Annotated in this window: 20 protein-coding genes; 16 read left to right on the plus strand and 4 right to left on the minus strand. The window is 45.8% G+C overall.

Annotated elements, in window-relative coordinates; genetic code table 11:
- Positions 1-169: 169 nt before the first annotated feature.
- From AAHF22_RS09170 to AAHF22_RS09180, 3 genes are all read left to right on the plus strand, one after another.
- Positions 170-1,123: an ABC transporter permease gene (locus AAHF22_RS09170; protein WP_371834038.1), complete on the plus strand. Its 954-nt coding sequence runs from the start codon at positions 170-172 to the stop codon at positions 1,121-1,123.
- 18 nt (positions 1,124-1,141) lie between these two features.
- A complete protein-coding gene (locus AAHF22_RS09175; RefSeq protein ID WP_347324988.1) occupies positions 1,142-2,077 on the plus strand; it encodes a carbohydrate ABC transporter permease in 936 nt (311 codons plus the stop codon).
- Between the two features lie 148 nt (positions 2,078-2,225).
- Positions 2,226-3,776 (plus strand): ABC transporter substrate-binding protein, encoded by a 1,551-nt coding sequence (locus tag AAHF22_RS09180; protein ID WP_347324705.1) that lies wholly within the window; start codon positions 2,226-2,228, stop codon positions 3,774-3,776.
- A gap of 324 nt (positions 3,777-4,100) precedes the next feature.
- On the opposite strand, the gene AAHF22_RS09185 is transcribed toward AAHF22_RS09180, so the two are convergent.
- The 3 genes from AAHF22_RS09185 to AAHF22_RS09195 all read right to left on the minus strand — a co-directional run bounded on the left by AAHF22_RS09185 (position 4,101) and on the right by AAHF22_RS09195 (position 6,565).
- Complete coding sequence (locus AAHF22_RS09185; RefSeq protein ID WP_347324706.1) at positions 4,101-4,964, minus strand: helix-turn-helix domain-containing protein; 864 nt, start codon at positions 4,962-4,964, stop codon at positions 4,101-4,103.
- Between the two features lie 253 nt (positions 4,965-5,217).
- Complete coding sequence (locus AAHF22_RS09190) at positions 5,218-5,460, minus strand: NHLP leader peptide family RiPP precursor (protein WP_347324707.1); 243 nt, start codon at positions 5,458-5,460, stop codon at positions 5,218-5,220.
- A gap of 97 nt (positions 5,461-5,557) precedes the next feature.
- Positions 5,558-6,565 carry a hypothetical protein gene (locus AAHF22_RS09195; RefSeq protein WP_347324708.1) on the minus strand — a complete coding sequence of 336 codons (1,008 nt, stop codon included), beginning with the start codon at positions 6,563-6,565 and terminating at the stop codon, positions 5,558-5,560.
- A gap of 389 nt (positions 6,566-6,954) precedes the next feature.
- Here AAHF22_RS09195 and AAHF22_RS09200 point away from each other — a divergent pair, with 389 nt between their 5' ends.
- The 8 genes from AAHF22_RS09200 (at position 6,955) to AAHF22_RS09235 (ending at position 14,291) form a co-directional block, all read left to right on the plus strand.
- Positions 6,955-7,464: a sigma-70 family RNA polymerase sigma factor gene (locus AAHF22_RS09200; RefSeq protein WP_347324709.1), complete on the plus strand. Its 510-nt coding sequence runs from the start codon at positions 6,955-6,957 to the stop codon at positions 7,462-7,464.
- A gap of 59 nt (positions 7,465-7,523) precedes the next feature.
- Entirely contained in the window at positions 7,524-8,753 is a 1,230-nt protein-coding gene (locus AAHF22_RS09205; RefSeq protein WP_347324710.1) for a hypothetical protein, read from the plus strand.
- A complete protein-coding gene (locus AAHF22_RS09210) occupies positions 8,750-9,727 on the plus strand; it encodes an ABC transporter ATP-binding protein (protein ID WP_347324711.1) in 978 nt (325 codons plus the stop codon). Before AAHF22_RS09205 ends, AAHF22_RS09210 begins: the two co-directional genes overlap by 4 nt.
- Complete coding sequence (locus AAHF22_RS09215; RefSeq protein WP_347324712.1) at positions 9,724-10,599, plus strand: ABC transporter permease subunit; 876 nt, start codon at positions 9,724-9,726, stop codon at positions 10,597-10,599. Before AAHF22_RS09210 ends, AAHF22_RS09215 begins: the two co-directional genes overlap by 4 nt.
- A gap of 219 nt (positions 10,600-10,818) precedes the next feature.
- Positions 10,819-11,274 (plus strand): OsmC family protein, encoded by a 456-nt coding sequence (locus tag AAHF22_RS09220; protein ID WP_347324713.1) that lies wholly within the window; start codon positions 10,819-10,821, stop codon positions 11,272-11,274.
- A 79-nt stretch (positions 11,275-11,353) separates the two neighbouring features.
- On the plus strand, positions 11,354-11,812 hold the full coding sequence (locus AAHF22_RS09225) for a cupin domain-containing protein (protein WP_347324714.1): 459 nt from the start codon (positions 11,354-11,356) through the stop codon (positions 11,810-11,812).
- Between the two features lie 8 nt (positions 11,813-11,820).
- Positions 11,821-12,117 (plus strand): hypothetical protein, encoded by a 297-nt coding sequence (locus AAHF22_RS09230; RefSeq protein WP_347324715.1) that lies wholly within the window; start codon positions 11,821-11,823, stop codon positions 12,115-12,117.
- Between the two features lie 437 nt (positions 12,118-12,554).
- Positions 12,555-14,291 carry an ATP-binding protein gene (locus AAHF22_RS09235; RefSeq protein WP_347324716.1) on the plus strand — a complete coding sequence of 579 codons (1,737 nt, stop codon included), beginning with the start codon at positions 12,555-12,557 and terminating at the stop codon, positions 14,289-14,291.
- Between the two features lie 294 nt (positions 14,292-14,585).
- On the opposite strand, the gene AAHF22_RS09240 is transcribed toward AAHF22_RS09235, so the two are convergent.
- The gene (locus AAHF22_RS09240) at positions 14,586-15,782 is read right to left on the minus strand and encodes an acyltransferase (protein WP_347324717.1); all 1,197 of its coding nucleotides are present in this window, start codon (positions 15,780-15,782) and stop codon (positions 14,586-14,588) included.
- Positions 15,783-17,193: 1,411 nt separating this feature from the next.
- Here AAHF22_RS09240 and AAHF22_RS09245 point away from each other — a divergent pair.
- The 5 genes from AAHF22_RS09245 (at position 17,194) to AAHF22_RS09265 (ending at position 25,560) form a co-directional block, all read left to right on the plus strand.
- On the plus strand, positions 17,194-18,045 hold the full coding sequence (locus AAHF22_RS09245; protein ID WP_347324718.1) for a nucleotidyltransferase domain-containing protein: 852 nt from the start codon (positions 17,194-17,196) through the stop codon (positions 18,043-18,045).
- Positions 18,042-19,472, plus strand: a complete 1,431-nt coding sequence (locus tag AAHF22_RS09250) for an RtcB family protein (RefSeq protein WP_347324719.1) — start codon at positions 18,042-18,044, stop codon at positions 19,470-19,472. Before AAHF22_RS09245 ends, AAHF22_RS09250 begins: the two co-directional genes overlap by 4 nt.
- A gap of 823 nt (positions 19,473-20,295) precedes the next feature.
- Positions 20,296-21,588, plus strand: coding sequence for an AAA family ATPase (locus AAHF22_RS09255; RefSeq protein ID WP_371834048.1), 1,293 nt, complete (start codon positions 20,296-20,298; stop codon positions 21,586-21,588).
- Positions 21,589-22,733: 1,145 nt separating this feature from the next.
- Positions 22,734-23,906 (plus strand): pectate lyase family protein, encoded by a 1,173-nt coding sequence (locus tag AAHF22_RS09260; protein ID WP_347324721.1) that lies wholly within the window; start codon positions 22,734-22,736, stop codon positions 23,904-23,906.
- 619 nt (positions 23,907-24,525) lie between these two features.
- Positions 24,526-25,560 (plus strand): BMP family ABC transporter substrate-binding protein, encoded by a 1,035-nt coding sequence (locus AAHF22_RS09265; RefSeq protein WP_347324722.1) that lies wholly within the window; start codon positions 24,526-24,528, stop codon positions 25,558-25,560.
- Positions 25,561-25,687 lie beyond the last annotated feature (127 nt).

A 25,687-nucleotide genomic window follows, 5' to 3' on the forward strand; every position in this document is an offset into this window, starting at 1 on the left:
TATAAATCGAACGTAAACGGGAAAAATATAGCAGAATATTAAAAGGGAATAGCAGAATCGTGTAATAACATACATTAAGAAAACGCTTACAATAAAAGGGTAAACCATCGTGTTGTCCCGGCAGCCTGATTGCCGGTCAAGCGAACGAAGCACAAAGGAGGAATGTTCATTGGATACAGCCAAGTCGATCCCAGCAGTACGCGCCAAGCGCACGAAGCGGAAAACGTTCAAAAACAGCCGGATGCTCCTGCTGATGTGCTTACCAGCGATCTTATTTTTCTGTGTATTCGCGTACTTGCCTATGCCCGGATTGTACCTTGCCTTCGTCAAGTACAACTACACCGACGGTATTTTCAGCAGTCCATTTGTCGGTTGGGACAATTTCAAGTTCCTCGTCATGACAGGTGATTTGTGGAGATTGACCTTTAACACAATCGCTTACAATGCAGCTTTCATTCTGATCGGTAACATTGCCCAGATTATGGTGGCGATCCTGCTGAATGAAATCCGTAAAAAATGGTTCAAAAAAGTAACGCAGACGTTGATGTTCCTGCCCTATTTTATCTCGGCGGTTCTGGTCGGTCTGCTCGCTTACAACATTTTGAGCTATGATTACGGTTTGCTGAACCATGTGCTGGCATCGCTCGGACTGAATCCAGTCAAAGCGTATTCCGAGCCAAGTCTGTGGCCATTTATTATCGTGATCACATATTTGTGGCAAACGACAGGGTACGGTTCAATTGTGTACTTTGCTGCGATCATGGGACTGGATACTGAAATTGTGGAAGCGGCAGAGATTGACGGTGCCAATGCATTCCAGCGTATTATCCATATTGTCATTCCGTGGCTGAAACCAACATTTATCATTTTGCTGCTGTTCTCGCTCGGCGGTATTCTCAAAGGGAACTTCGGCTTGTTCTATAACCTGGTCGGTGCGAATAACACGGCATTGTATGCCAGTACCGATATTATTGAAACGTATGTATTCCGCTCCCTGATGACAAACTTTAACTTCTCCATGGGTAGCGCGGTTAGCTTGTATCAGTCGGTATTCGGTTTTGTCGTCGTGCTGACTGCGAACTGGATTATTAAAAAAGTTTCGCCTGACAACTCACTATTCTAGGAGGTGACCGGTATGGACATGAATGCCAAAGGCAATGTGATTGGAGGCAACACGCCGCGTCCGGCACGCATCCGCTCCGATGCCAGTGAAACTATCGTCCGCTGGTTTGGATATATCGTGATCGGTATATTTGCGATTTGCTGTTTGCTGCCGTTTCTGCTCATTCTCGGAACGTCCTTTACGAGTGAGTCGTCGGTGAAAAAATTCGGCTTTACGATCTGGCCGCATGAGTTTAGTACATTTGCGTATCAGATCGTATTTGAGAATCCGAAGCTCATTATCGGTTCGTATCTCGTCACGATTGGATTGACCGTAGTCGGAACGATAATCGGACTGTTCATTGTGGCGATGACGGGGTATGCGTTACAGCGTCCTGATTTTACGTATCGGAACAAAATTTCGTTTTTCATCTATTTCACCACGCTCTTTTCCGGTGGTCTGGTGCCGTTTTATTTGCTGATCACGCAATATTTGGAGTTGAAAGACAATTATCTGGCTGTCCTGCTGCCAGGCTTACTCAGTCCGTTTCTAATCATTATGATGAAAAGCTTTGTTCGTTCCATCCCACATGCGATTACCGAATCGGCAAAAATTGATGGAGCCGGCGATTTCACCATTTTCATGCGTCTAATTTTGCCGATGTCGACACCTGCACTGGCGACGATTGGTTTGTTCATTGCACTTGGGTACTGGAATGAGTGGTACAATGCGATGCTATTCCTATCGCCGGATATGGACTATCGTCCGCTGCAATTGTTCCTGTATAACGTCGTGACGAGTGCCGACTTTATCCGTAACTCTGCCGCATCATCCAATGTATCGATGAGCGATGTGCCGCTGGAGACGATGAAGATGGCAACAGCTGTTGTGGCGACCGGACCGGTCATTTTGTTTTATCCGTTTGTGCAGCGTTATTTTATTAAGGGAATTACGGTCGGTGCCGTTAAGGGCTGAACGCTTCCGTCTTTCGGCAAGAGAATAGTTCGTGCAGGAAGACCTATATAGTAGATATGAAGACGTTACACAACAGGTATGCAACATGAATCGAAAGTGTGCATACCGCTCATTTCGCATTCAGCCAACAACTCAGGGGGGTTAATGTATGTGGAAACACCGTAAATGGATGGCCGCACTGCTCGTCAGCATGCTCGTATTCACGCTTGCAGCATGTGGAGGCAAAGGCTCCAACAACGCCGCAGGGGATGACAAGTCTCAGTTCGTCACAGTTACCTTTGTAGCGCTTGGAGACAAACCGAAAAATGGTCAATTTGAGAAAGTGATAGATAAAGTTAACGCCATTATGAAGGAAAAGATCAATGCTAACGTACAATGGAAATGGGTTGAGTGGGCAGACTGGCAAACAAAGTACAATCTGCTGCTCGCTTCCGGTGAGCCTGTTGATCTCGTAACGATCGGTACGGACTGGCTCGATACATGGGGTAATGCACAGCGCGGTGCATTTATGCCACTGGATGATCTGCTGCCAAAGTATGCGCCAGAAACATGGAAGTCGATTCCGAAGGAAGACTGGGCACAAAGCAAATATAACGGTAAAATTGTCCTGATCCCTGAAAACGATTACACGCAGTGGATTAACCACGGTTTCTTCTATCGTGGCGATTGGGCGAAACAAGCTGGTATTACCGAGCCGATTAAAGATTGGGATACGATCGGCAAATATCTGCAATGGATCAAAGACAATAAACCTGATGTGATCCCGTGGGATGTACAGGCAAGCGATAGCATCTTCGGCGGCTGGGTACAATCCCATACGCAAAATCTGGAACTGCCCATCTCCACCGGATACCTGCCGGTGTTTGCTGGTAAATCGTATGATGAGCGGTATACCGTCGTCAGTCCTGTTTTTGACGATACATTCCTTGATTTTGCCAAAACGATGAAACAGTGGGCAGACAATGGCTACTGGCGTGAAGATGTACTGAACAACAAAAACGATACACGTACCGCCCTACAAGCCGGTCAAACGGGTATGGATCAGCATCATACACAGACATTCTCCGGTCTGCGTGTACAAATGGATAAAAAGCAACCTGGCTCTGAGCTGCAAATGTTCCCATTCTCCCGTCAGAGTGGCAATTTGTTGGAAATGCCAATCACACACGGCGGTGTCGCACTGGGTGCACATAGCAAAAATCCAGAGCGTGCATTGATGGCTTATGATCTGATGCGGAATAATAAAGAAATCTATCAACTGCTGAACTATGGTATGGAAGGCACCCAATATGTGATCAAAGATGGCAAACGTACACTGCCAGATGGCTATGACGAAACAAGAGATGGATTCTACTCTGACTTCTGGGCAGGTCGTATGGACAAATTCGAGATTCCAAGTGATACCACATGGGATAAAATCGATACGCTGTACAGCGAGTATGACAAAATCAAAAAGCCTTATCCTTATGGACAATTTGTATTCGACAATACGAATGTTCAATCCGAGCTGACCGCTGTTTCACAGGTTACTGCCGAAATGGGCCCGGCGATCACTTATGGTAAAGCAGGCGATCCGACACAGGCGGTGCAGCAATTCCGCGATAAGTTGAAGCTCGCCGGCTATGATAAAGTGATGGCAGAACTGCAACGTCAGCTGGATGCGTACAAAACGCAAATGGAGAGTAGTGCTGCTAAATAAGGGGCAGCAAGCTAAGATGAACCAAAAAGAATAAATAGTATGCGTAATCGATCATACCAGGATCGATTACGATCGTTGAACACGAACAGGCTTTTACACGGTACGTTGTTGCCGTAGTAAGAGCCTGTTCGTTTTAAAAGTCTATATTTTATTTATTGCAATATAAACATTGAAGCCACAAATACAGCTTCAGCACATGGTAAAGCCCTGCACAGGGTGACGAACGCTTCATGCTTCAACAGCTCGGTTATTCATAGCCACATTAGAGAGCTGTCATCATTAGCTGTTCGGTTCGTTTTCAACGTGCACAGGGCTTTGATCCATTTACATCGATGACCTGGTAACGGTACCAGTTAGCTGACGAGAAAAGGCAGGCGCGGAGGAAGTACAGCTACTGGATGAAGCGAGGCTGCTGCGATAGAGCGAAGGGCTGATGCCGAAATGACGCGTGAATTTGCATGTAAAATACGTTTGCGAGTTAAAGCCGACTTCATACGCAATCTCGCCCACATAACGACAGGTTGATGCCAGCAAATGCTGTGCACGCTCCAGTCTTAGCCGAATTAACGTATCCATAATCGTCTCACCGGTATGCGATTTGTACAGATGCGATAGACGAGAAGGAGAGAGACAGACGAGCTGAGCAAGCTGTTCGATCCGAATATCTTCAGCATAATGCACCTGCAAATAGTGCAGCACTTCTTCAATACGCGAATCCGAGTGATTTTGTACGGTCGGTTGCTGGTGCACGGTTAACAATAACAGCAGCTCACTAAGCAAATGAAAGGACAATTGCCGATAGCCGGGGTGGTCGGCATGTTCACCATACTCCATCAGTCGCTCCAGCGTATATTCAATCTGCTGGCATAGTTTACGATCTGCAAGCTGAAGCGGTTGCTGCGAATCCGTTGTTTGCAGCTTATGCAGCCAGGCAGACCATTGCGAATAGGCGGTAAACTGACAACAGATACCACTAGCTGAAGTCACCACCGATTGCAGCAGGTCGAGAGGTAACTTGCCCGGCGGAATCAGGTACATCTGTCCATACACGTTATCGTGAGGGGACAGAGCATCTTCCGAGCTGGCGTTTACATACAAAAGCGTCCATTTGCTACCATCCAATGCAGGCTTATATCGTAGTGAAAACGTTGGAAGATGATAATATTCCAGCATAAATTCGGTATTCATCAATGCAGGCCTCCTTAATTGCGTATACCAGACATAGATAGAAACGAGCTGCATAGAATAATGTAAGCGTTTTTATGAATAGAATAATCAAATCGTTAACATCGCACAAGGGAGAAAAGACGCAATCGCATATAAAAAAAGCGCAATCCGTCTCTTAAACGAATTGCACTTTTTCATTCGGTTGTGGATCTAAAATGTAAAGTTAGAAAAAATGATGTATAGAACAACATAAAGGGAAAGGATCGATCACGTTTTACCAGGAAGCCTCTGTTTTCAGACGAGAATAGGCAGCCACCTCAGAAGGCTTAGGAGGAATGACCAGATACAACTCCTCAGGTGTTTCTTCGACGGTGGTCAATTTGACATGTTCCGGAAAGGAAATGCCCATCATTTCCTGCAACGCCTGCTTGGGGTTACTTTTCAATAACTCCATAAAATGTGGGTCTTCCCATGCTTTCTGAATTACCTGCGTATGAAAAATGGCTTGGCTAGACATACCCATCATCCCTCTCTTGAAATGGTTATATTTTCCTATACTATAACAGGCACCAATCCTAAAATCAATAATTTTTGTAATATTTTTCATGTTATTTTCAATTAGAAAGTTTAGCATAGTACCAGATGCTTCCTTGTTGGAGCAATAGGTTGCGATGCTGTTCCACCTGTTCTGACATGCGTGTTAGCTGACGAATCAGATAAGCATGAAACTGAGATAGATAGGGATTGAGCGAAGCGGAATCGGCAGCTAGGTAGCTATCGGCAGCGATCGAGGTGTAGCGCTGCAAAATGTGACGATCATAGATCGCCTGTTGTACATGTGCTTCAGTCAATGCGTCAAAAGTAAGTGTTTGTTTATTCCGATCATTGGATGCCAGGTCATCATATTCCTGGCGAACGAGCGATAGCAGGCAGTTGTAGTTGCCGGATGCCAGATCTTCGGACCAGTCGGCTGCATCATCGTTCATTTGCAAGACGAGCAAGACACGATCAAGTTGCTCCAGTAAGGCGGGGAGCTGTGAAGCGAGATTCGCCTCCAGCATGAATAAGATCACAGATAGTTTGATTGGACTGGCTTTATCAGCGACACGATGTCTAGCATGGAGGAAATAATCGGAATCAGACTCATCGTAGACTGCCGATGCCCACTCCGAGCTAAGATCATGATAATATTCCCACAGACGTGTATGATGCTGAGAACTGCTAGCGGCGGACATGGCTGTAATAAATTCACTGTGAAAAAGCTGGCTGAGCGGTACGAGAGAACGTACATCCTGCGGAGTATCCTGCTGCCTCGTATCCATCAGATCATCCTGAATAAAAAAGTGCAGCATGCCCATCACATTACCGAGTGCGGCGTGACGAGCGGTTTGCAGTAAAGCATCTGAAGCGGAAGCTTCCAGACGTGCCGACAACATCCGTTCCAGCCAGAAGGGGAGCAAATAGCAGATATAATTTTTGGTGCTACTATGCAGGCGAATGTCGAATGCTGACAGGTAGCGCAGACCTATCTCATGCAGCGGAGCGGGGAACGAGCGAACCCGTTTTTCCGCCTGCAAGAACAGGCGTTCAAGTTGAGGTTTAAAATCTTCGAGCCAATCCATATGATCACCTCCGAAGGGTCTGAAACTATTCTCATTATAGCGAATCGGTTAGGTATTGCCATTACAAAGATGCTACTTTTGAGCAATATCATGTCTGATTTTCAGCTTATTGTATAGGGCATAAATACCTATTCAGTGCACAGTAGGACAGATCAAGCGAACGATGCCATAAATGGTATAGGAAAATGGACATTATATAGTAGAGTGATTCACTTTATATCGTACAATGATTCACTTTGTCAGCAGTTATGGCATACGATAAAAATGGCTATTACATCGCCTGTATATAGAAATACATACAAAAAATAAAAATAGTTAAATGCAGGTGATACAAATAACGCGGCATGCCCGTCTTTCTTATAGCTGCAGCGGAAAGGAGCATCCATTTGATGAACAAACCGGAGCCGGAACAGTTCAAACAGATTTTTTATGAACATTACCCCAGTGTCAAACGCAAACTCAATGCAATGGTTCGTGACGAAGCAGCGGCTGACGATCTGGCACAGGAGGTCTTCCTTCGCCTCTATCGTAATCCGCCAGATCAGTTACAGGCGGTCGGTGCGTGGTTGCATCGTGTGCTAACCCGAATTGCTTACGACTATATGGATAAAAAGGCGCGTGAACGCCGTTTGCAAAATAAGCAGGAGCAATATTATGACCTGAACGAATCGATAACGCCGGATGGAGAAGCAACGATGATTCAGCAGCAGGAACAAGCCGAACTGCATGAGCTGCTGGATCAGCTTCCCGAACGGGACAAACAAGCGCTATTGATGAAATATTCAGGGTATAGCTACTCGGAGATCGCCGAACAATTGCAGCTACGACCGCCAATTGTAGGCACACTGCTTCACCGGGCAACGAACAAGCTACGTAAAAAGATGCTGAATTCCACCTGATGATGGAGCAAGAAAATGGATCGAAGCTTACTACTACAAAATAAAGGAGGAAGTTGCAGGTGAATAAATATCCTGTGCAAGGCAAAGATGAACATGCCTACCGGAACGACACCGTGCGCCGTCCTGGCGCTGATGAGATGAACAATCATCCTGCTGCCGACCGTGCCGAAACCGATGCGGCTTGGATGAAAATGCAAGCTCTCCTTGCCGACGAAACGCCTCATCCGAACTGGCAGCAATGGAACGAATATCAACCGACCGTATCTGACGTATCGACCGTGGAGTCAACCCCCATATCGAATGTGAAAGGATTGAATATCATGAATAATCAACCATCCACTGCTTCGGAGCAGATGAATAAGAACGAGAAATCCCGCCGCTTCGGTAGCAAAGCCCGTAAATGGACAGCTGGCATTGCCGCTTGTGTTGTAGCCGGTACGGTACTGGCAACCCCGTTTGGTAACAATGCACTGGCATCGCTGCTGAACCAGTTCCGTATGCAGGAGCTAACGGCAATTAATGATAATGGCATTAACAATATGATCGATGAATATCATAATAAAGGCGTAACAACTGAAGATATGAACCGCTTTGGTACATTTACATCCACTTCCGGTACTTATGAGGGCGAGCAGACAGCTAGTCAGGCAATTAGTAAGCTGGGATATACTGCTCTTCCTGCATCGGTGCTGAAGCAGATGGAGGATCGCGTGCAGGTCTTCAATTCCCACACGGAAACCATCAAGCTCAATACAGATGCTGTGAACAGCGCGATTACGCGTCTTGGTGGTACTACACTGCTGCCGGAAGAAATGAACGGCAAACTTATTACAATGACTGTACCAGAGACGATCCACTATCAACTGATTTTGCCCGACTCAGTGAGCGAGCCAACGAGCGATGGCTTGACTGGCTGGGCGAATTTGGAGCAGATGGCCGTACCAAAAGTGACATTTGATGAAGGTGTGGACGCTGCTCGTATTTTTGAGACACTGTCGAATCTACCATTGGTACCACAGGATATAAAAAACATGCTGGAAAAACAAAAAATGTTGAATGGTGAACTGCCGCTGCCGATTGTATCCAATCAGCCAAGCAAACGCATAGAAATTAACAATATACCGGTTATCTTTCAAGAAGAACCCTATGTCCCAGGAGAAAATGATTATGCCAGATACAATGCATATTGGATCAAAGACGGCGAGTATTTCAATCTGGAAGGGAATGGAATTGCATTTAAAAGCTCGGATGCCTTTATTGCCAAAGTGAAGGAACTGACAGCCTCATGACACAAACGGCTATTCATATCGATAATCTCACCAAGCAATACGATAATGGACGCGGCTGCCGCAATGTGCAGATTACCGTCGGACAGGGGGAAGCCTTTGGCTTCCTCGGTCCTAATGGTGCTGGCAAAAGCACGCTTGTCAAAATGCTCGTCGGTCTGATTACGCCAACAGGTGGCACGGCTTCGCTGTTGGGCGATCCGATCGGAACGGTGGCAGCCAAGCGGCATATCGGCTATTTGCCAGAGCTGTACCGTTATCAGGAATGGTTGACCGGTAGTGAAGTCGTCCGGCTGCATGCCCGATTATGCGGACTGGACAAACCGACGACAGAGCGCCGCATACCGGAGCTGCTCGATCGCGTAGGCATCGGCAATCGGGGGAAAGACAGAGTCAAGCATTACTCCAAAGGCATGCAGCAGCGTCTAGGTTTGGCATGTGCGCTAATTGCTGATCCGCCGATTCTGTTTCTGGATGAACCGTCTTCGGCGCTTGATCCAGTTGGTCGGCTGGATGTACGTACACTGTTACGGGAACTCAAGCAGGAAGGCAAGACCATTTTCCTCAATTCACATCTGCTGGAGGAAGTGGAAAATATCTGTGACCGAATCGCGCTGCTTAATAATGGTGAGATTTTGCGTCATGGAACCGTACAGCAGGTACTGCATGCACAGACTCGCTGGCTGTTCAAAATCGGGGGCTATACTCCCGAAATTTTGCCGTGGTTGATCGAAACGAGCGGTGTACAGCTGCATCGGGCAGAATCACTGCCTGATGGCGAGCGAAACGGCGGCAGTATGGGCGACGAAATCTGGCTGGAGGCAGTCATTGATAACGAGCAGCAGGTCGGTCTCATTACGACGCTGATCGTCAATCAAGGAATGACACTGTATCATGTGTATCCGGTACGGGAACGGCTGGAAGAATGGTTTATGGAAGCCGTATCAGGACTCAGCCACCGGGGGGAACACGAATGAATACGATTATCGGAATGACATGGAAGGAACTGCTGCGTAAAAAGGTCATGCTGATGACGCTGGTCATGACGATCTTGTTTCTGGTGCTGTTCTGGTTTATCGCCAGCACATTGACGAAAGACATTCCTCTTTCCAGTACGGGCGCGGTCGATCTGGTCGAACAGTATGCAAAAGGCTCAACGCTGCTGACGCTCGGCTTTTTCTTTGGCAGCTTTATTCTGGCATTTCTCGTTATTTTTAGTTCATTTTCGTCGATTTCCGGTGAAGCGGAGCTTGGTATTATGCAGGCGACATTAACCCGTCCGGTACCACGTTGGAAATGGTATATCGGACGCTGGCTCGGATATGTGTCATTCGGTGTACTGTATGCCTTATTGCTGTATGTATCGATTATTATCGTAACGGACATTCATACCTTTGTACCTGGCAATTTGACGGTACATATCCAGTCTTTCCTTGTTTATGCGCTGGCTGTACCGATTCTGATTACGCTTAGCTTACTCGGTTCAACTGCTTTTTCCGCGCTGGGCAACGGCGTATTTATGACGATGTTCTATGGAGCAGGCTGGCTTGGCGGAATGGTGGAGAAATTCACGTCCTTCATGGATTTGGAGCCGGACGTGCATCAGAGATTGAATAATATTACCGGAATCATTTCATTCCTTATGCCGGTTGATGCGCTGCAACGCAAAATGATGGCGCTCATGCTAGGATTCGATGATCTTGCCGGTATGGTGGAAGTCGGTTCTTCGTTGACTGCGGGCATGGGACTGGGACAGGTCGTTTCGGGTCGCTTTATCGTTTATGCTGTACTGTATACGCTAATATTGCTGTTATGGGGCACGAGACGGTTTAATCGTAAAGAATTGTAAAAGCAAACACTGCTGCCGGATTGGGTTCCGGTTGGGCGGTGTTTTTGCTGTATCGAATCGAATGAAAGGAAGCTTAGACTGCACATTGTACAACCGAATATGGTACACTACTGCTTATACGATGTGCAGCAGGTACATTGGCGTTATGGGTATGTAACAAGCAATAAGAGCAGCGTTCTGAACCTGCCTCTGATCATACAATCAGGAGATGACCGCATAATGATTCATGAATTTATACTGGATGCCAACTGGAAGGGCGGACGCAACAGCGAAGGAACCATTTCCTCCGGCAATCTGAATACCGTCATCTCGATTCCAGAGCCGATGGGCGGACCGGGAACGGGCACGAATCCCGACGAGATGCTGCTTGGTGCAGCAGCGACCTGTTATATCATTACGCTCGCCGCGATGCTGGAGCGTTCCGAACTTGCAGTGGAGCAGCTGACGATGCGCTCCGAAGGCTATGTCGATGTGACAAACAATATTTTTACGTACAAAGAGATCATTCACCGTCCGCATATCGTGCTGGCTGCCACGGCAACTACAGCCCAGCTGGAAAAAGCCAATCTGCTCGCTCATAAAGCGGAGCAGTCGTGTATGATTTCACGCGCTGTTGCAGGTAATGTACAGCTGTCCACCGTGCCGACGATTGAGCAAACAGACTCTGATCGTTGAATAAGATGATTTGAATATAATGAATGAAATCCGATTGGAAATCTGCACTTATTTTGATAACAGAAAAGAGGAACTGTCCATGAAAACGAATTTACCCCTGTCTCCACTTGTAGCTGCACTTGATCTGAAACCTCACGAAGAAGGCGGCTGGTATCGCGAAATGTGGAAAGCTTCGTTTGAGATTCCGCAAAGCATTTTACCGGAACAATATTCCGGCCCGCGCTTTTCTGCAACATCGATCTACTTCCTGCTGCATGCAGACGAAACGTCGGATTGGCATGTTGTGCATTCCGATGAACTGTGGCTAATCCATTCCGGTAGCCCGCTGGAGCTGACACTCGGCGGAAGCGGTGAGCATCCAGAGGAAGGTGAGAAATTCATTCTCGGTCTGGACATCGAAGCTGGACAGATGCCACAAGTATTAATCCCGGCTGGCGTATGGCAAATGGCACGTCCACTGGGCGATGAGCCTGTATTTGTATCCTGCGTAGTTGCTCCAGGCTTCCATTACGATGATTTCAAATTGATCGAGCGTTAATTACTATTATGAACTGGCATACGCTTGCTCAATTGCTGACGGTCATTCAGCTTGGACAGAAGGCACGCACGATGGACGGAATACGTATCGTCATACGAACGACAGCAGGCCTTGTCTGGGCAGACGGAAGATTACAGGGACAACCTATACAATTACAGGAGCATCTGTTTTCCGATCTGTGGACGATCTATGAGGATGACGATACGCTTGCATGGCTTCCACAGCGCAAGCAACATACCGAGCGTACACTGGAAATGCTGGAGAATCAGTATGTGGAGTGGCGTGCTGAACGAATAACAGAATAATGAAATAGCGTTCATGCAGATGGATATTCGCTGTACTTTTTCTTTGGAATACATAAGCGACTGTCGTACATTCATCTGTACCTCTAACTTATTGAAGCAGAATCGCGCGTCAATAAGTCGTTTCACGACTCCGGCATGCATGTTCATGATGTGGCCGGAGTCTTTCTTTATGGATTTATTTAGTCACCTCGGTTAAAATAAATATTAGGCATCTTTTCCAGAAATTAATAGAAGCGTGGATTTAATCGCATTATTTTTTGGAAATCCGATGTGGTGGGACAAAGTTCATGGTATGATCGAAGAATAGCATCGAACTTTGTCGATAAAATGGTTAACGCACTTATCTATCCATGCATAAATACGAATGCCAGACATGGTTTCATATCGCCGCATATTCATTTTCAAGTGCTGATATAAATGGAGGTAAGACTGCTAATATGAAACAGCGCAAGAGCCTGTTGCCCAAACCGATCCCGGTAACTGTCTATATACTGGTTATTATGGCTGTTGTATTGCTCATCGTTAATACGACCTATTATTTTTCGACACGTAGCGCGTTGATTGCTGTACAAGAGCAAAATATGCGTGTCATCGCTGAACAGATTCGCTCCTCGATCAAGCTATCCCAGAACGGGGAAGAGTTTGTCGAGAGCCTTAACGGTGAAAATTTACGTATGGCGGCGCAGGCGGTACAAGCAAAACTTGGAAGCCGTTTGGCATCGATTACGAATGACCAGCTGGCCAGTCTGGGGAAAAAGATTGGTGTTGATCGCATCACATTGTTCCAACAACAGGGAAACAATATAGTCGCTGTGCGTTCCTCTGACCCTGACGATCTGAATCGCTGGGGGAACTGGCGTAGCGATTGGCTTAAAGCTGTACAGCAATTGCTGCGCAGACAGGAGCCGAATGTAGAACTGGGGCAGAAGCTGCCTAATTTCTGGGGTGCACCGCTGGTCGCTTCAGATAACGATCCTGCACAGATTAGTGAGAAGCTGGGCTTTTATTATGATGGATCAACGGATTATGTAATTAGTGTCTATATGGATGACCAGTCGGTACGACAGTATCGTCAGGATACAGGTGTCGAGGCAGTCATTCGTGAAATTTTGCATGGAGAAACGAATCGCCAGACACTCGGTATTTCTATTTTCAATCCGCCGATCTTTCTCGATCAAGCGAGTCAGTACAATTCGCGCGGGGTGATCTGGTATGACGATAATCAAACGCTAAATAACGATTACTCTTACAAAAATGCAACTGATTTGGATAATGTAAGACAGGTAAACCGCACCAATCAGATGATTTCGGTGACAGAGACATACAATAATAAGCAGGTGCTCAAAACATTTATTCCGGTGGAACTCACCTATCCAGCTATTATGATGATCGTCTCGGATCTGACCGACGTACAGCATAGACTGAATGAGCAACTGATTTTGATTTCGCTGACGATTTTTTTGTGTACAATCGTGATTATTGCGCTTGTGCTTGGCGTGATTGCGATGCAAAATCGTCGCACGGAAGCTGTGGCGCAGAGCGTACAAAATGTATACCTGGAAAATATCGATGCCCTGTTCAATTCGATCAAGGAGCAGCGACATGATTTTAACAACCATGTGAATACGATCCAATTGCTCGTTAAAATGAAAAAATATGATGATCTGTCTGCCTATACCGCAGAGCTGGTCGGTGAGTCGATCGCGATGAACCAAATTATTAACATCAACCTGCCGGCGATGTCTGCGCTTATTCAGGCGAAGATGACGCAGGCATATGATCGTAAAATCAAATTCGAATACGAGATCGCTAACTTGAAGTCGGTACAATTCGGAACCGTCAAATCGACCGAGCTTGTCAAAATTGTTAGTAATCTGATCGATAACGCGTTTGATGCCGTACTTGAAACCGGTAAACCAGAAAAGGTCGTTCGTGTCACCGGACAGGTTCGCGGCGAACAATTGACTTTTACTGTGGGTAATAATGGCAACCCGATTCCCGAAAAGCTTAAGCAGCAAATTTTCGAAGCGGGCTTTAGCACCAAGCCGCTCAACCGGAAAAACTCCGGTCTGGGGCTAGCGATTGTCACGAAAATACTGAAAAAGCATCGCGGAATCATCATGGTGGAGAGCGATCAGGACTGGACAGAATTTTCGGTTCGTCTGCCGATGTAACGCCTTTATGTGCTTCATTTAGGTAGTCATATCGTATGCTACAAGCAAGGTGACAAGATCATAACCCGATTACAACGATAAAAAGACCCGATATCTCTGTCTCTCTGTAAAGAGAGCAAGGAATATCGGGTCTTTTGGCATGGATTACAAAAGACAACATGGATAGGCTGCGATTGGCTACTACGCTGACGCATCTTATTTTCCTGTGCCTGAAACTATCACATTTTGCAATAAGGCGCGCTTGTACAGGTCACTTGATCACAGGTTAACTAACGTACCCCCCGGCTACCCACATCACTTCGCACCAAGCACACTGCGTGGAGAAGGGTTCTGGGTCGGCTTTGGCTTTTTGCGCTTACCTGCGGAGCCAGTCAGCCATTGTCCGCCTGGCAGACGGGATAACAGGCTGGTCAGCCCGATTGCAGTCGGAGCTACGATCGCAAAAGTGAGAATCGTCCACGGCAAATGCACATCGGTCAGCACCAGATGGCGTGTCCACGACGAAACGGCTGCCAGAATGAGTGCATGAGACAGATAGCCACCGAATGAATAACGTCCGCACCATTGCAAGAAACGTGTAATAAGATGCTGTTGACGTGATAGCAAAATCGCCAGACCGTACATCAGTAACAGTTGCGACAGAACGAGTAAAAATGTCGTCGGTTTCAGATACGTCGATACATTCAAATCAATCGCCTCGGTCGAGTGACGAAGCAGATCATAGCCAAGCCAGATATACATACCGAGAAAGACGATCGTTGTCCACGGCAGCAGACGTAGAACCGTCTCACGCCACGCCTGAATCGCGGAGCCGCATACCGCTCCAAGAATAAAGTAGAAGAAATAAAAGGCAAACTCACTCGTGCGATAATTCAGCAACGTTTGTACGATACCGCCTGCATTCCAGAACGGAAATACATAATAACAGAGCCACATTAACCAGCCATACGCCACCGCCATCACGATCAGCATCCAAACGATACGGTTACGCTGTTCTTGCGGTGAATGCTGCTCCAACATATGGGTGCGGAATTGACGAGCCAGCCAGCGAAAAGCCGGAAATAACATATAAAACTGGAAAATCATAATGACGAACCACAGATGATACCCATTGGTCGGAACGATCAGTTGTTGGAAAAATGACACGACACTGTCCTTTGAAAATAACGGTTGATGATTGCTCAGTCGTACCGTTACCCAGTAAATGATCGTCCACACTACAAACGGAACATAAATATCACCAATTCGTTTCCACAGTACCGGTCGATACGATCTGCCGCCACCGTACTGGTAAAACAAAATCGCACCTGCCAAAAACACAAACGTTAGTGTACCAAAGCGAGTAAAGTGATACAGCATACCGAGCATAATCGAATCCGCTGGTATAATATCGCTACGATAAATATATTCTCCGATGCTATGCTGCATGACGACAGCGAGAAAGCATAAGCCACGTAGCAGCGACCATTCGTTAATTCGCTCTTTTGTCATGGATTCACCTCTATCTGTTTATCAATAAAACAACCTTACCCCAGTGAAACAGTCTAACAAAAGAAGATGAATACAATATGAAATATAAGTTATTTAGAACAAATGGCATACAAAAATATAGTATCATTGATCCGATGCTACTGTACACGAAAAAACAGGACTAAAGTCCTTTTTTTATCATTCTTATTTGACAATTGGAAAAATCAGTCGTTATGATGGAGATACATTTTACACGAGGGGAGGTTGGACCATATGATCCGGGATATACGTACACGTCACATTCAGCATTCTAATCGTCCGAGCACGGACACGCAGCACAACCATATTCAAACTTGCTATTTGACAACTGCATATTCCTGTTCCATATTTTCCAGCTTCCAACGGACGACATAATCTTCAGTATACCGAAGTTATAGCTTGACTGGTATGGTGTACATCCATACCACGCGAGGATCAGGTGAGCACGAGCACCTGATTATTTTTATGGGCAAAAAGAGCAGTAGCAGTGCATCTTGTGTAGATGATACGACTTACAGTAGCTACGCGAATGCACGGTATGTATAAGCTACGGATGGTAGTAACCACATGTATAGGCTACGGACGGCAGTAACCAATTGAGCGGATTCTATACAACGCTATGGTTTGTAGTAATGGTGCGAGTGTATTACATGTAATGCTATAGGATGTAACGCTATAGTTTGCACTAACCATGCCAGTGTATGGCATGTAAACGATGTAGCTTGCAGTAAACATGGTCGTATATCGTATGCAAATGATACGTTTTACAGTAGCCATGTTGATATGCGGCTAACTTGCTCTAACACCACGCATAGGATGCGCATATCGGTCGCTCACTGCATTTAAGCTCGATTGACCTTACCTCAGCTATAACCCGGTATAAGATTGAAAATTACAGTTGTATCATGCGAATGGATCGTTTGTGCTCTCCTTTTGACAAGAAAGGTCGGCCAACGACCATTAAGCCGCAGCCCGTAGGAGGGATTGCGGCTTTTTTTATTGTCATTGAAATGGAGAATATAGCTTTATCCAGATCGCGCTATGTATTCACTTGAACAGAATGTGTTTTCGGCTGATCGTCAAACCAACAGACTCGATTTCGGTTGTGAATAGTCAGCCTCGTTTGCTAAATCGTAGTTGGATAGGCATGTATATTCGTTCCTGATATAGATGCACAAAAAGCTATACAGCTTCGTGAGTAGGAGGAGCGATGTTAGCGTCTTATTTTGAGCTATATTCGCTATGATATTGAACTGTATTTGCTCTGATTTTGAACTGTATTCGCTATGATTTTGAGTTGTATTTGCTCTAATTTTGAGCTGCATTCGCAGTGATTTTGAACTATTTTTACGTTGATCTATCGTTCATAACGATATGGAGAGGAGTGGTCGCTTTGAAAGAAATCGATTGGATCATGCAGCAACGAATGATGGACAATATTCGTGACATTGAAACGCGCGAAGATGTGCGTGTACTGTATGTGTGTGAAGCAGGCAGTCGCGCATGGGGAGGCGATGCGCCAGGAAGCGATTATGATGTGCGCTTTATTTATGTGCATCGTCCCGAATGGTATTTGTCTATATTTACACGCCGGGATGTGATCGAGCAGCCGATCGATGCGGGTCTGGATCTGAATGGTTGGGATATTGTCAAGGCGCTGAATCTGTTTCGCCGCTCCAATCCGTCGCTGCTCGAATGGCTGAACTCGGATATCGTTTATGAGGAATGGAATCAATGGAGTACAACGTTACGCGAATGGTCGGAACAAGCATTTTCACCCAGAGTGTGTATGCATCATTATTTGAGCATGGCTAAAAGTAACTTTCGCAGCTACCTGCAAGGCCAGCAGGTGCGCATTAAAAAATATATGTATGTGCTACGTCCGCTGCTCGCTTGCAGCTGGATTCATGAACAGCATACGTTTCCGCCGTTATCGATGGAGACGCTGATCGAGCAGCAAATTCAGGATCAAGCATTAAAAGACGAAGTGAACCGGCTATTACAGCGCAAACGTAGCGGCGACTTAATAGGAGTCGAAGCCAGTCTGCCGCGTGTGCGACAATTTATCGATGAAATGATCGACCAGATGGAACGGTGTGCCGCCGAGATGCCAGCAAGTACGGGAATTGCCGATCATCAACTGGATGAGCTATTTCGTGCAACACTGCGCAGCGTATGGGCAGCACCTATTAACGAGACATATAAAACTAATGATACGTATAGAAAAGAGGACTATCTTTTATGATAACAAACGATAATTCTTATATTCATCAGGTACGGCTACCTGCCGGTGATCTGAATGTGTATGCTAATCCAGAGCTATTTGCCGGACTGGATTATAAAGTGTTTGAGATGGCGAATAACAATTTGCAAATTCCAGGTATTCGCTATATGGGCTATACGCCTGATGTGCATGTGGGCGTCGGTACATGTATTGGTACGACAGCGGTATGGGGGAACGAAGACGGAATTGTTTCGCCATCGATCGTCGGTAGTGATATTGGCTGTGGGATGCGCGTGCATCTGACCAATTTGCACCGTGATAATCTGCGTGAAGTGAAGCTGCGTCGTAAGCTGGTGCGGGCGATTGAAAAGTATTTGCCTATGGAATCGCAGCAGCGCGGTCATTTTGCCGATTTGCGTCTGGAACATATCGTACGCAACGGATTAAAAGGACTGCCAGGCAAATATGTGCCGGACAGCTACACGCCGAAACGTGCGACCTCGCTTACACATGTGGAGGAAAGCCGGTTTCATTTTGACGAAAATGTCCTGAGCGGTGTGCAGGATCGCGCCTGGCATCGTGGTCATCGTCAGCTGGGGACGCTCGGTGGCGGTAATCATTTTGCTGAAATTCAGGCACTGGAGATTGCCGAAGAGAATCGAGCGATTGCCGAAGCATGGGGCATGTACGATGGACAGATTGTGGTGATGATTCATTCTGGCTCACGCTCATGGGGCGGAGCGATCAGTCAGGATAGCAATCCGGCGATGCAGGCAGCGATGCATCGACTGGGACTGGGAACAGCTGACCCACGGCTTGCTTTCCTGCCATTGTCGCATCCAGAAGCTAAGCACTATGTGAATTTGATGTACTCGGCGCTTAATTATGCAACGGTCAATCGCCATCTGATCGCCTTTGCGATTCGGGAAGCATTCCGTGATGTGTTTGGTAATCAGTGCGAGTTTCGTACACTGTATGATCTGATGCACAATTATGCATGGTCCGAATATCGTGGAGATGAAGCGATGTTCGTGCACCGCAAAGGAGCAACACGCGCTTTACCTGCCGGTCATCCTGGCAATCCGAAGCCATACGTGGAGACCGGTCATCCAGCACTCATCCCAGGCTCGATGGGCACATCCTCATACATTATGGTCGGTCAGCCAGGTGGAGAGTCGAACTACTACTCGATCTGTCATGGCGCTGGACGGATACGCTCACGCTCAGCAACGAAACGTCTGGTGAAAGTGGACGAATTTGCCAGTTCACTTAAAGTTGGAACGGATGACGAAATTGTTGTGAATCAGCGTTCACTGGAAAGCATACTCGATGAATCACCGCAGGCGTACAAAGACGTGGATCAAATTATTGAGAGTGTAACCGGAGCCGGCCTTGCCTCTGTCGTCGCTCGTTGCCAGCCGCTGGCAGCGATTAAGGGGACGAACTGAGCGAATGCCAGTGTACGACGTGTAAATGGAGTAGATCACATGAAAAATGCAACACTATACTAGTGGATATCATACTGAACATTGAACTGGCATGAAGGCATAAAGAGGTGTCATGATGGGTATAGGAAAAGGTCTTCCATCGAAGTTGATAGCATGACAGAATATGGAGATTACCACATAGTATATGGACGAACTCCAATTCAAAGTCGGAGTTACTGCATCGTATAACATACATGTGAACCACAGTATCGATTTTTCCGATACGAACCGAAGTAAAGCTTTAGACGTCAAGCTTTATAGGTAACAACTTTATAGGTGGCGCAGTCAAAAGTTTAGTCTAACTTGAGCTGAAGGTAGCCTTTCGGTATGTTTAGTTGGCATCATTACACGTTTGCGCTATAAAGGCGTATAATTGAATAATATCGATTGTTGTAGCGGCATCGATGGAATGTGTGGCTGGTCTGCTCATCTCTTTTGTTCGTAAAATAGCGTTTGTCTGATAGCATTATATGTGATGCGATCGCTTATCTATCGGATATAAACTAGCTACTTTTACAAAAAGACGAGCCAAAATAACAAGATCAGCCCATCATGCATTCACACCGGAGCGCTATAGTTCCGTGGATCAGCTCCTCGGCGATGCCGCTCACATTTCGCTTACATGTATCCGACAACGCCCTGCAAGGAGACAGTGGCGACAAGTAATGTCGATCATCGATCACTGTATACAGGTGAACACATACGTTTTGAAATATAGGAAACAATTGAACTTACAAAGGAGGGTAACGGTTTGGATTCTATTTACCGTACCAGCAAAGACACTATGCGTGATACTGTCACAGAGCAGAACGACGCGATCATCGTATATAATGAGCACAATTCACATCAGCCTTCACGTTATGCCGATTATGCCCGTATTATTGCGGGAATTGAAGCGCGGCTGTTCGAACGTTATGGCGTGAAATATTGTTTGTATGCAAGTGAGGACCCGAATGTAGAGTATTGGACCTTGCTAGAGGAGGATCTTCGTCAAGCTTCTCCTCGAATCGAGCATGTAACCCGAATTTATGATCGGTTGGAAGAATGGACATTTGAATATGACGGCGATAAGCCAGAACCGGATTTCGATGTACACCGTTCGTTGAAAAATAATGTATTTGCTTATCCGCAGGAAGGTATTGCACTGGCACGTATGCCGGTATTCCGTGAGCATGGAATCAGCAATGATGATCTGGTCTTCGCGGTCAGCGATGAGGCATTGCTCACATTTCTTGCCGATGTGCGTGTGCGCCAGCGTGAACAAAGTCTGCGCCGGGTGACCGTATTCACCGATGGGCGTCATGGTATTAATCGTCAATTGGAGCCAGTGAGCCGCGCCGTATCGCGTGAAGATGTGATTATGCCTGCCAGCATCAAGCAGGACATTTACCGTTCGCTGGATCGCTTCTTTGAAGAGGATCGCAGCTTTTATCAAAAATATGATGTGCCCTATAAGCGTGGTATTTTGCTGTACGGTCATCCCGGCAATGGTAAAACGACACTCGTCAAATCGATTGCTGGCAGCGTGCCTGGCCCGGTAGCGTACTGGCAGATCACCGAGTATACGAGCAGTGAGTCGATTGAAGAAGTGTTTGAAGCGGCTGGGCGGATGATGCCGATGGTACTTGTCATTGAAGATATTGACTCGATGCCAGCGGAAGCACGTTCCTTTTTCCTGAACACGCTGGATGGAGCGACGTCGAAGGAAGGGATTTTCCTGATCGGTACGACCAACTATCCAGAGAAGATCGATCCGGGCTTGATGAACCGAGCAGGACGTTTTGATCGTGCGTATGAGATCACGCTGCCGGATGAAGAGCTGCGTCTGGAATATTTCCGCCGCAAGCGTCTGCATGAATTTGCTGGGGATGAGACGGTAGTGGAAGCAGCGCGTCTAACCGAGGGCTTTACCTTTGCTCAGCTTGGCGAGCTGTACGTTTCTGCGGCACTGCGCTGGCATGAGGAAGGCAAGCTGGATATGCATGAGGTGATTCAAGGTTTACGCGGCGAGCTGGATAAGAGTCGTAAAGGGGTATGGCTGCACAACAGCGAAGGGCGCGTTGGCTTTCACTTTTAACGTTCTGGATTGAGCTTTTAATATTCAGGGTTGGCTTTTAACGTTCTGGTTATGGTTCGTAAAAGTTTAGTACCTTAACCCTGTTACATTTCAACTTTGATGATGAGTTAACATGCCTATCTTTTAGAACGTGCGGCAGATTTGCAGATTTAAAGTTGAAATGAATATCGGTCAAGGTACGAGTTTGAATTTCAGCTGTGGTTTTTGTCTTTATTGTTCTTTGTGTTGTGGTTCTGTACCTTACTGTTGTTTGTTTTATAGTTCTTTGTCTTCGCTATGCGATGTAGCTTTTAGCTAGTGTTACCTGATCGAAAGACAGATGAATATGCAACGTAACGAGGAGTAGCAGACTGTAGTTGTTTTTCTGAAGAAGTATGACATTCAGAAAAGCGGCTGCGGGAAGGCTACTCTATTTTTTTTGTATAGTTTTAGGGATGCAATAGAAAGTGAATAGCAATATCTGTATTTCTATACTTCACAGTTAAGGGGGAGGTGCGTATATACAAATGGTTTGCTGCCTTTTAGCTTGAGAGCGACTGGAATGAAATGGAATACAGAATGAAGACGAAGAACAGCAAACAAAGCGATGGCAGTCATTCGAACGTTTTATTTTATGTAAGCGTATTCAATAATGAAGATTGAGAAGAGAAGTTGGATAACACAAAATCGCTATAGTATTCACTTCATATTGCATATCGGTCTATTTATATAGAATAAATGCCTATATAAATCTATAATTGGATATGTAGTTATTGATATTCAATATTTTCCATACAGATTGGAAAGGAGGTAAATACATAGTTTTTGTATCGTTTATTTGCAACTAATATAAGCACAATTATAAGCACATTTTGAATGAATGAGTTAGATCGCTAGCACTTGAAACTCTGATCAAAACGGAACTCTGGTACAAACATGGATTTAAAAATGAACGTCACTTTGCGATCTATGACGTAGTGGGGAGGATTGTTGGTCATTGCAGCCGTCGTTCTGCACCTACAACCACGCATCATTACGGCATTACGAATCTAAAAAACGTATCCAAGCCAAATGAAAATGTACAAGTTTAGCCGTTTTTCTTCAATCAAAACAGCTTGTTTATCCCTATATGTTAACGTGTGCATAAAATAAAGGAGGCATAAAGTATGATTCGTTTTCCTAAATTACAACGTAAACCGTTATCTCCGGTTAAGCTAGTATTGCTTAGTACAGCCCTCCTATCTGCACTCGTATGGACAGGGCCGGGCCAGCATGAAGCCTATGCCGCTTCAACCGGTGGCTATGCGACTACCAATGGCTCGAATGAAGCAGCCGTGACCGTAACGAACTTGCAGGAGCTGGAAAATGCCTTTAATGCCGGTAAACATCATATCGTCATTAAAGGCAATATTTATGGTGGTACCAAGCCGAAAACATTTACGTTTGCCAGCACACAATGGAATAACACGACCATTGAAGGTGCACCAGGTGGTGGAGCCGTGCTGCAAAATATTCAAATTAAATTCAGCGGTGAGCTATTACCAGCTGGCACGAATATCGAAAATGTCGTTGTCAAAAATATTACCTTCTACGGCAATATTAAAGACCTGCAAAATCTATCCGGTGCCGATACACAGCCGGGCGGAATTGGCACCAACTATTTGGGCGTATCGTTCCGTCGTACAAGCAATATTCTGGTTGAACATGTGACGATGTACAATATTAGTGACGATCTGTTCCTAATCTCTCAAGGCTCGGATTATGCGACCGTATCGAATAGCCATTTCTATTTTACCGATAGCTGGCTGAATATGAATCCGAACCCGCTCTGGAACTGGGTGGGCAACAATCAGGATCTGGCATCCGAACGCCTTGCTATGATTATCGGCTCCAACAAAAACGATTCGTATCAATACGGTGGTGGCAAGCTGCATGTGACCCTGCACCATAACTGGTTTGGCCCGAACATGAAAGGCCGCCCACTGCTGCGCGGTTATGTGCATATGTACAACAATTATTTTGATAACAGCACCCAGCCAAGCGGCAAAAATTCCAAAGGGTTCCCACAGGAGCAATACAACGCAGCCCAGATCGGTAGCGGCGGCAACATCTTCTCCGAGGGCAACTACTTCTACCGCACGAACAACAGCCATCAGGTCGGTCTGGACAACGGCTCCGACGGCTACAAATTTTACGAACGCAAAAACATCTACAACCAAACGACCGGAACAAACGCCCAGGGCGCAGCCTTCCCAGGCACTTCATTCCCATACAGCTATAGCGTAGACGATGCAGGTAGTATCCCAAGCGCCGTACAAAATAATGCAGGCCCGAAATAAAAGGTGGGTTTGAAATAAAATATAAGTTTGAAATAAAATATAAGTTTGAAATAAGCAGTAATGATTAAACAGGCAAAGTCCCTTTTCTCTATGGTCAAGAGAAAAGGGGTTTTTTGTATACTGGTATATATGGTTGTATGGAGAGGCTGCTAATTATATATGTACAAACAGAGTGATAAAAATGACTATATGTGCACCAATATAAGTGTATTAATGTATGTGCACCAATGTAAGTGTATTAAGTTGTATATAAAAACTGAAGTGACGAAATATGAACTGATGAATTTTACATTCATACGAGTTTACGTACATATTTTAATATAATGGAAGAAAATAACACCCTTTATGCAAATTACATCTACTCCGAAAAAGCCCCTAACACGACGATACGCCGTTGAATTTTATTCATATCGCAAATTTAAGCTGTAGTATCCAATAAGCACCGACTCTCTAACCATCCACAAACTTCGACAAACGACACATTGCCACGTTACCCTCTACACCGCCAAACCTTACCTATAAGACAGATAGCAAAAAACTATTTGACAAAAGGCGACAAATTCCATTAGCATTATTGAAAATGAACAGAAAATTTGAAACAAAAGGGGAATAAAAACGCATGTTGAAACGTTTTTCGTTCGTCATTGTTTCGGTATTGCTTGTTGCAATGCTGTCTGCATGTGCATCAGGCGGTTCTAAATCCGAACAATCGGCTTCAGGCAGTGAAAGCGGCACCGCAAAGAAGAGAATTGCACTTGTGCTTCCAGAGGAAATCGGAGTGAACCAGTTTTTTGTACAGATGGATGAAGGCTTTCAAAAGGCGGGCAAAGAGTTTGGTGTAGAGACCAAAACGATCCAATCCTCCGACCCGACAGCGTTTGAACAAAATATGCGTGCGACCGTTGCTGAGAACTATGATCTGATCATTACGGCAACATTCCAGGCAGAGGATGTACTGAAACAAGTCGCTCAGGAAAATCCGGACAAATCGTTTGCGATTATCGATACGACAGTTGATCTGCCGAATGTGCGTAGCGTCGGTTTCCGTGAGTACGAAGCATCGTATCTGCTCGGTGCAGCTGCTGGACTGTCCACTAAAACCAATGTGGTCGGTATGGTAGCCGCTCAAGATGTACCGCTGCTCAAAAAGTACAGCGAAGGCTTCAAGCAGGGATTGGAATCGGTCAATCCGAAAGCGAAATTCCTGATCGGTTACGTAGGTAGCTTTAACGATCCTGCCAAAGCGAAAGAGCTTGCGCTGGTGCAATACGGTCAGGGTGCTGACTTTGTCGCAGGCGCATCCGCAACGAGTGATCTCGGCGTGTTCGAAGCGGCGAAGGAGAAAAACCTGTACACATCCGGTCAAGATACGGATCGTACGGTGGAAGACCCGGATCATATCGTACTGTCCCAGCTCAAAGGAACCGATGCGGTTGCTTATGAAACGGTGAAAGACTTTGCTAATGGCAGCTTTAAATTTGGTACAGCGAACTACGGTCTGAAAGAAGATGGCGTCGGTCTTACCTTTGTGACAAAAGATAGTGAATCGAAGCTGAGTCCATTTATCGGTGAAGCGAATATCACGAAGCTCAAGCAAATCAGAGACGATATCGTTTCCGGCAAAATTGTAGTTAAAAATCCATTGGAGCAATAATCGGCTTCATTAAACAGAAATAGAATCAAAATGAAATCAAACGAAATAAAAAATCAATGCGAACCATATGTTAGCACGGCAAGTTGACGAAACCGGCTGCTTCACCGAGCAGCCGGTTTTGTTTTAT

Origin of the sequence: Paenibacillus wenxiniae (assembly GCF_039822605.1) — a bacterium.
GTDB lineage: Bacteria > Bacillota > Bacilli > Paenibacillales > Paenibacillaceae > Saccharibacillus > Saccharibacillus wenxiniae.